A 7073-nucleotide genomic window follows, 5' to 3' on the forward strand; every position below is an offset into this window, starting at 1 on the left:
GTTCCGGGAGGTGGCCCTTCGCGCGTACCGGGAGAGCACCCGCGGGGCACGCAGACTCATCTGACGCCCCGGCGCCAGCGTGGTCGCCGCGACGTCTGCGTCTCGCCGGCCTGCGGCTCTCGCCTCGTCCCCGGCCGCTCCTCGATTCTCGCGTTCTGGACGGTCACGTCCGGGCCGGGCCCCTCCGCAGGCCGGTGCACAGGTGCACCACCTAGGCTCTGCTCATGAGCACAGAGCGCGAAGTGATGACGTGGGACCTGTTCGGCACCGCGTCCCGAGAGCTGGCCGAGAAGGTGGTGGCCGGCGGCTTCCTGCCCGACGTCGTGGTCGCGATCGCCCGCGGCGGCCTGCTGCCCGGTGGGGCCGTGGCGTACGCGCTGGGCACCAAGGGCGTGGGGACGCTCAACGTCGAGTTCTACACGGACATCGGCCAGACGCTCGCGGACCCGCGGGTCCTGCCTCCGCTCATGGACACGTCCGAGCTGCCGGGGTCCAAGGTCCTCGTGGTCGACGACGTCGCCGACTCGGGCCGCACCCTCGCCCTGGTCATGGGCATGCTCGCCGAGCACGGCACGGAGGCTCGCTCCGCGGTGCTGTACACCAAGCCGCGCACGATCATCCAGCCGGACTTCTCCTGGAAGGAGACCGACCTGTGGATCACGTTCCCGTGGTCGGCCGAGCCGCCGGTCGAGGGTGCGCTGTCGAGGCCGAACGACTGACCGCTCCCCCGCGGCCCCGCCGCACGACGGACGACCGACTCCCCGCCTCTCCTGCGTGGAGAGGCGGGGCGTCGGTCGTCAGGTCGTCGGCGAGCCGCCCGTCAGGGGCTGCCGGTCAGAAGTCCCAGTCGTCGTCCTCGGTGTTCACGGCCTTGCCGATCACGTAGGACGAGCCCGAGCCGGAGAAGAAGTCGTGGTTCTCGTCGGCGTTCGGGGACAGCGCGGACAGGATCGCCGGGTTGACGTCGGTCTCGTCCTTGGGGAACAGCGCCTCGTAGCCCAGGTTCATGAGGGCCTTGTTGGCGTTGTAGCGCAGGAACTTCTTGACGTCCTCGGTGAGGCCGACGCCGTCGTAGAGGTCCGCGGTGTACTGGACCTCGTTCTCGTAGAGCTCGAAGAGGAGCTCGTACGTGTAGGCCTTCATCTCGTCGCGCTCGGCGGGGCTGAGCTTCTCGAGCCCCTTCTGGAACTTGTAGCCGATGTAGTACCCGTGCACTGCCTCGTCGCGGATGATGAGGCGGATCAGGTCAGCGGTGTTCGTGAGCTTGGCGCGGCTCGACCAGTACATGGGCAGGTAGAAGCCCGAGTAGAACAGGAAGGACTCGAGCAGCGTGCTCGCGACCTTGCGCTTGAGCGGCGAGTCGCCCTTGTAGTACTCCATGACGATCTCGGCCTTGCGCTGGAGATTGGGGTTCTCCTCCGACCAGCGGAACGCCTCGTCGATCTCGCGCGTCGAGCACAGCGTCGAGAAGATCGACGAGTAGCTCTTGGCGTGCACGGACTCCATGAAGGCGATGTTGGTGTACACGGCCTCCTCGTGCGGGGTGATCGCGTCGGGGATGAGCGACACGGCACCCACGGTGCCCTGGATGGTGTCGAGGAGGGTGAGGCCGGTGAAGACGCGCATGGTCAGCGTCTTCTCCTCCTCGGTGAGCGTCGCCCAGCTCTGGATGTCGTTCGAGACCGGCACCTTCTCGGGGAGCCAGAAGTTCCCGACGAGACGGTCCCAGACCTCGGCGTCCTTGTCGTCGTCGAGACGGTTCCAGTTGATCGCGGAGACGCGATCGATGAGCTTGAGCTTCCCAGTGGGTGACATGTCGTTCTTCTTCTTTCTCAGCACGGTGCCAGCGACGAGACGAGAGGTCCTGCGGGCGGCGGGAACGGGAGGGGCGCCGGTCGTGGGCGGGCCTGGCGGGGCCGCGAGGCACGAGCGGCCCGGACGACCGGCGCCCCTCCCGTGGACGTCGCCGTCAGGCGACGAGGGCAATCACAGCATGCAGGAGACGCAACCCTCCACCTCGGTACCCTCGAGCGCGAGCTGACGCAGGCGGATGTAGTACAGGGTCTTGATGCCCTTGCGCCACGCGTAGATCTGCGCGCGGTTGATGTCGCGCGTGGTCGCGGTGTCCTTGAAGAACAGCGTGAGGCTGAGCCCCTGGTCCACGTGCTGCGTCGCCGCGGCGTACGTGTCGATGATCTTCTCGTAGCCGATCTCGTACGCGTCCTGGTAGTACTCCAGGTTGTCGTTCGTCAGGTAGGGCGCCGGGTAGTAGACGCGCCCGATCTTGCCCTCCTTGCGGATCTCGATCTTCGAGGCGACCGGGTGGATCGACGACGTCGAGTTGTTGATGTAGGAGATCGAACCGGTGGGCGGGACGGCCTGGAGGTTCTGGTTGTAGATGCCGTGCTCCTTGACGGACGCGGCGAGCGCCTTCCAGTCCTCCTGCGTGGGGATGTGCACGCCGGCGGTCTCGAACAGCTCCTTGACGCGGGCCGTCGCGGGCTCCCAGACCTGCTCCGTGTACTTCTCGAAGTACTCGCCCGAGGCGTACGTGGAGTCCTCGAACCCGCCGAACGCCCGGCCCCGCTCGATCGCGAGGCGGTTGCTCGCGGCGATCGCGTGGTAGGCCACGGTGTAGAAGTAGATGTTCGTGAAGTCGATGCCCTCTTCGGAGCCGTAGAAGACACGCTCACGGGCGAGGTAGCCGTGCAGGTTCATCTGGCCGAGGCCGATCGCGTGGCCCGACTCGTTGGCGCGCTTGATCGACGGGACGGACTCGATGCTCGTCTGGTCGGACACGGCCGTCAGGGCGCGGATCGCGGTGTCGATCGTCTTGGCGAAGTCCGGCGAGTCCATCGTCTTGGCGATGTTCAGCGACCCGAGGTTGCAGGAGATGTCGCGGCCGACGTGGTCGTACGACAGGTCCTCGTTGTACGTCGAGGGCGTCGAGACCTGGAGGATCTCGGAGCACAGGTTCGAGTGGGTGATGCGGCCCTTGATCGGGTTCGCCTTGTTCACCGTGTCCTCGAACATGATGTACGGGTAGCCGGACTCGAACTGGAGCTCGGCGAGGGTCTGGAAGAACTCGCGCGCCTTGATCTTGGTCTTGCGGATGCGGGAGTCGTCGACCATCTCGTCGTACTTCTCGGTGACCGAGATGTCGGCGAAGGGCTTGCCGTAGACGCGCTCGACGTCGTAGGGCGAGAAGAGGTACATGTCCTCGTTCTTCTTCGCCAGGTCGAACGTGATGTCGGGGATGACGACGCCGAGGGACAGCGTCTTGATGCGGATCTTCTCGTCGGCGTTCTCACGCTTGGTGTCGAGGAAGCGCATGATGTCGGGGTGGTGCGCGTGCAGGTAGACGGCACCGGCGCCCTGGCGGGCTCCCAGCTGGTTGGCGTAGGAGAAGGAGTCCTCGAGGAGCTTCATCACGGGGATGACGCCCGAGGACTGGTTCTCGATGTGCTTGATGGGCGCGCCGTGCTCGCGGATGTTGCTCAGGAGCAGGGCGACGCCGCCGCCGCGCTTGGAGAGCTGCAGCGCCGAGTTGATGCCGCGCGCGATGGACTCCATGTTGTCCTCGATGCGCAGCAGGAAGCAGGACACGGGCTCGCCGCGCTGCGCCTTGCCGATGTTGAGGAACGTCGGGGTCGCGGGCTGGAAGCGTCCGGCGACGATCTCCTCGACGATGTCGAGGGCCGTCTGCTCGTTGCCGTCGGCGAGGCCGAGCGCGACCATCGAGACGCGGTCCTCGAAGCGCTCGAGGTACCGCTTGCCGTCGAACGTCTTGAGCGTGTACGAGGTGTAGTACTTGAACGCGCCGAGGAACGTGTCGAAGCGGAACTTCTTGGAGTACGCGAACTCGAAGAGCGACTTGACGAACTCGCGGTCGTACTTCGCGAGGACGGCGGGGTCGTAGTACTTGTTCTCGACCAGGTACTCGAGCTTTTCCTCCAGGCTGTGGAAGAAGACCGTGTTCTGGTTCACGTGCTGCAGGAAGTACTGGCGCGCTGCCTGGCGGTCCTTGTCGAACTGGATCTCGCCGTCGGGGCCGTACAGGTTGAGCATCGCGTTGAGCGCGTGGTAGTCGAGCTCGACCCCCGCGGCCACCGTGCTCACGCTGGAATCCGTGACTGTCGTTGCCAAAATCGTCCCAATCCGTCGCGGACGCGCTCGACGTCCTCGGCTGTTCCAAGAAGCTCGAAGGCGTACAGGTAGGGCACCTGGCACTTCGAGGAGATGATGTCGCCGGCGATGCAGTAGGCAGCGCCGAAGTTGGTGTTGCCCGCGGCGATGACGCCACGGATCAACGACCTGTTGTGTGAGTCGTTCAAGAACTTGATGACCTGGCGGGGCACCGCCCCGCCCTCGGTGCCGCCGCCGTACGTCGGGATCATCAGGACGTACGGCTCGTCGACCCGCAGGAACTCGTCCTTGGGCCGCAGCGGGATGCGGTGGACCGTGGAGCCCCGGTCCTCGAGGCCCAGCCGCTGGACGAACCGGTGCGTGGTGTCCGAGACGCTGGAGAAGTAGACGAGCGATCCCATGTCACACCTCGCAGCGGGGACCGGAGGGAGGGACTGCTCAGGCGACGGGTGCGACCTTCGCCGCGAGCGCGTTGATCTGGTCGGGGCGGAAGCCGGACCAGTGGTCGTCGCCGGCGATGACGACGGGTGCCTGCAGGTAACCGAGGCCGCGGACCAGCTCGAGCGCCTCGGCGTCCTGGCTGATGTCCACGACCGAGTACTCGATGCCCTTCTTGTCGAGGGCGCGGTAGGTCGCGTCGCACTGAACGCAAGCCGGCTTGCTGTAGACCGTGATGCTCATCTGGTCAGTCTCCTCGTGTAGGGGATCGAGCTTCCTGGGGGTCTCGGGTCGACTCCCTGGAGGGGTCCCTGACCTCGAAGAACACTGGTGGAACTACGATCGTGTGATGTGCCGAGGAGATGTTTGCTCCCTGGTGCTGACCACTATACCTAGTGGGCGCCGCCGCCGCTCGGCACTAGATGTCGTGGTCGGGTGAAACTCCTCGCCTCGTCCTCGGGTCTCTCCGCGGTGTGCTAGGACCACGGATCCATCCTTCCAGGAGCCACTGACAGGCCTTCTCCGCCACCGTCGTCCACCGCCTGTGCGCGCCTCGAACGGCGTCCCCTCGCGGCCCCCGCGACTTCTCCACAGGCTGTGGAGCACGGTCGTCCACACGCTGTGCAGGACAGGGGGTGCCGCGCGGACGGGTGGTGAGAGCCGCCGTCGGGCCGTGCTCACCACCGGGCGAACCGGACAACCCGGGCGCAAAAGTCGCTGGCGTGTCGTGTGCCCCCGGCGTGTCGCGCGGGGACCGGTCCGGGTGCGACGAACGTCACCGGTGGTGAGCACGACGGTCGGGCCTCCCCCGCGGGGACGACCCGACCGTCGTGGCGCGCCGCAGGGGCGCGAGGCGTCAGACCTCGTCGACCCCGGGCAGGACCGACGTCGTCGCGAGCCGGCGGTACCAGTGGGCCGAGTCCTTCCAGGTCCGTGCCAGGGTCTCGTAGTCGACCCGGATGATCCCGAACCGTCGGTCGTAGCCGTAGCCCCACTCGAAGTTATCGAGCAGGGACCACGCGAAGTAGCCGCGGACGTCGGCCCCGGCGTCGATCGCGGCCCCGACGGCGTCGATGTGGTCGTGGAGGTAGGCGACGCGCCGGTCGTCGTGCACCCGGGCGTGCCCCTGTGCGTCGACCGTCACCTCGTCGTCGAACGCCGCGCCGTTCTCGGTGACCATGAGCGGCTGGTCGGGGTAGGCCTGGTGCACGGAGAGCAGCAGCTCGGTCATGCCCGCGGGCTCGATGTTCCAGCCCATCGCGGTGTACGGCCCGGGCTGCTGGACGAACTCGACGTCGTCGACCCCGATCCACGGGCTGTGGCTCGACGCGCCGTGACCGTCGCTCTCCGAGCGCTCGCCGTCGCCGGAGAAGTGCCGCACGCGCACGGTCGAGTAGTAGTTGACGCCGAGGATCGACAGCGGCTGGCGCACGAGCTCCAGGTCGCCGTCCTGGACGAACGACCAGTCGGTCACGTGCGCGGTGTCGGCGAGCAGGTCCGCGGGGTAGGCGCCGTCGAGCAGCGGGCCGAGGAACGCGCGGTTGGCGAGCGCGTCGATCTTCCGCACGGCGTCGAGGTCCGCCGCGGACGAGGGGTCGTCGGGGCGGATGACGTGCAGGTTGAGGGTCACCGAGGTCTTGGCCTCCTCGCCCAGCTCGTCGCGGATCGCGCGGCACGCGAGCCCGTGGGCGAGGTTGAGGTGGTGCACGGCCGCGAGCGCCGCGACGGGCTCGGTGCGCCCGGGGGCGTGGACCCCCGAGCCGTAGCCGAGGTAGGCCGAGCACCAGGGCTCGTTGAGCGTGGTCCACACGTCGATGCGGTCGCCGAGCTCTCGGGCCATGCGGCGCGCGTAGGCGGCGAACGCGTACGCGGTCTCGCGGTTCGCCCAGCCGCCGCGGTCCTCGAGCTCCTGCGGGAGGTCCCAGTGGTAGAGGGTCACGACGGGCTTGACGCCGGCCTCGAGGAGCGCGTCGACCAGGCGCGAGTAGAAGGCGATGCCCTCGGGGTTGAAGTCGCCCGAGCCACCGGGCTGGACGCGGGACCAGGAGATCGAGAACCGGTAGGCACCGAGCCCGAGGTCCTTGATGTGCTGCACGTCCTCGGCCCACCGGTGGTAGTGGTCGTCGGCGACGTCCCCGGTGTCGCCGTTCAGGGTGCGGCCGGGGGTGTGGGAGTAGGTGTCCCAGATGGAGGGTCCGCGGCCGTCCTCGGCGGCGGCTCCCTCGATCTGGTAGGCCGCGGTGGCCGACCCCCACAGGAAGTCGGTCGGGAAGGTGCGCGGCGCGGGGGGCTGCGCTGTGGACGGTGCGGGTCCGGTGTCCTGCCGGGTGGCGACGTTGCTCACGGTGTTCCTTCGGTGGTTCGGGATGGACGGTCCGCGACAGCGTGGGAGCGCTCTCACGTATCGATTCGATCAGGGTACCCACGCGCGGGGGCGACGTCGAGGCCCGGGGTGGGCGGCACCGTCGGGCACGGTGCTCCCTGCCCGA

6 protein-coding genes are annotated in these 7073 nt (G+C 67.7%); 1 reads left to right on the top strand and 5 read right to left on the bottom strand.

Going from position 1 to position 7073, the window contains the following annotated elements; translation table 11 throughout:
- Positions 1-224 precede the first annotated feature (224 nt).
- Entirely contained in the window at positions 225-719 is a 495-nt protein-coding gene (locus tag NHG27_RS18705; protein ID WP_193720039.1) for a phosphoribosyltransferase, read from the top strand.
- A 115-nt stretch (positions 720-834) separates the two neighbouring features.
- On the opposite strand, the gene nrdF is transcribed toward NHG27_RS18705, so the two are convergent.
- The 5 genes from nrdF to NHG27_RS18730 all read right to left on the bottom strand — a co-directional run bounded on the left by nrdF (position 835) and on the right by NHG27_RS18730 (position 6928).
- Positions 835-1815 (bottom strand): class 1b ribonucleoside-diphosphate reductase subunit beta, encoded by a 981-nt coding sequence (nrdF, locus tag NHG27_RS18710; RefSeq protein WP_193720038.1) that lies wholly within the window; start codon positions 1813-1815, stop codon positions 835-837.
- A 171-nt stretch (positions 1816-1986) separates the two neighbouring features.
- Positions 1987-4146 carry a class 1b ribonucleoside-diphosphate reductase subunit alpha gene (gene nrdE, locus NHG27_RS18715; protein WP_227748495.1) on the bottom strand — a complete coding sequence of 720 codons (2160 nt, stop codon included), beginning with the start codon at positions 4144-4146 and terminating at the stop codon, positions 1987-1989.
- Positions 4116-4547 (bottom strand): class Ib ribonucleoside-diphosphate reductase assembly flavoprotein NrdI, encoded by a 432-nt coding sequence (gene nrdI, locus NHG27_RS18720; RefSeq protein ID WP_193720037.1) that lies wholly within the window; start codon positions 4545-4547, stop codon positions 4116-4118. Before nrdI ends, nrdE begins: the two co-directional genes overlap by 31 nt.
- Positions 4548-4584: 37 nt before the next feature.
- Positions 4585-4827: a glutaredoxin-like protein NrdH gene (nrdH, locus tag NHG27_RS18725; protein ID WP_030149940.1), complete on the bottom strand. Its 243-nt coding sequence runs from the start codon at positions 4825-4827 to the stop codon at positions 4585-4587.
- A gap of 613 nt (positions 4828-5440) precedes the next feature.
- Positions 5441-6928, bottom strand: a complete 1488-nt coding sequence (locus NHG27_RS18730) for a GH1 family beta-glucosidase (protein ID WP_497017326.1) — start codon at positions 6926-6928, stop codon at positions 5441-5443.
- Positions 6929-7073: the final 145 nt, after the last annotated feature.

It is taken from the genome of Oerskovia sp. 140933, assembly GCF_059651515.1.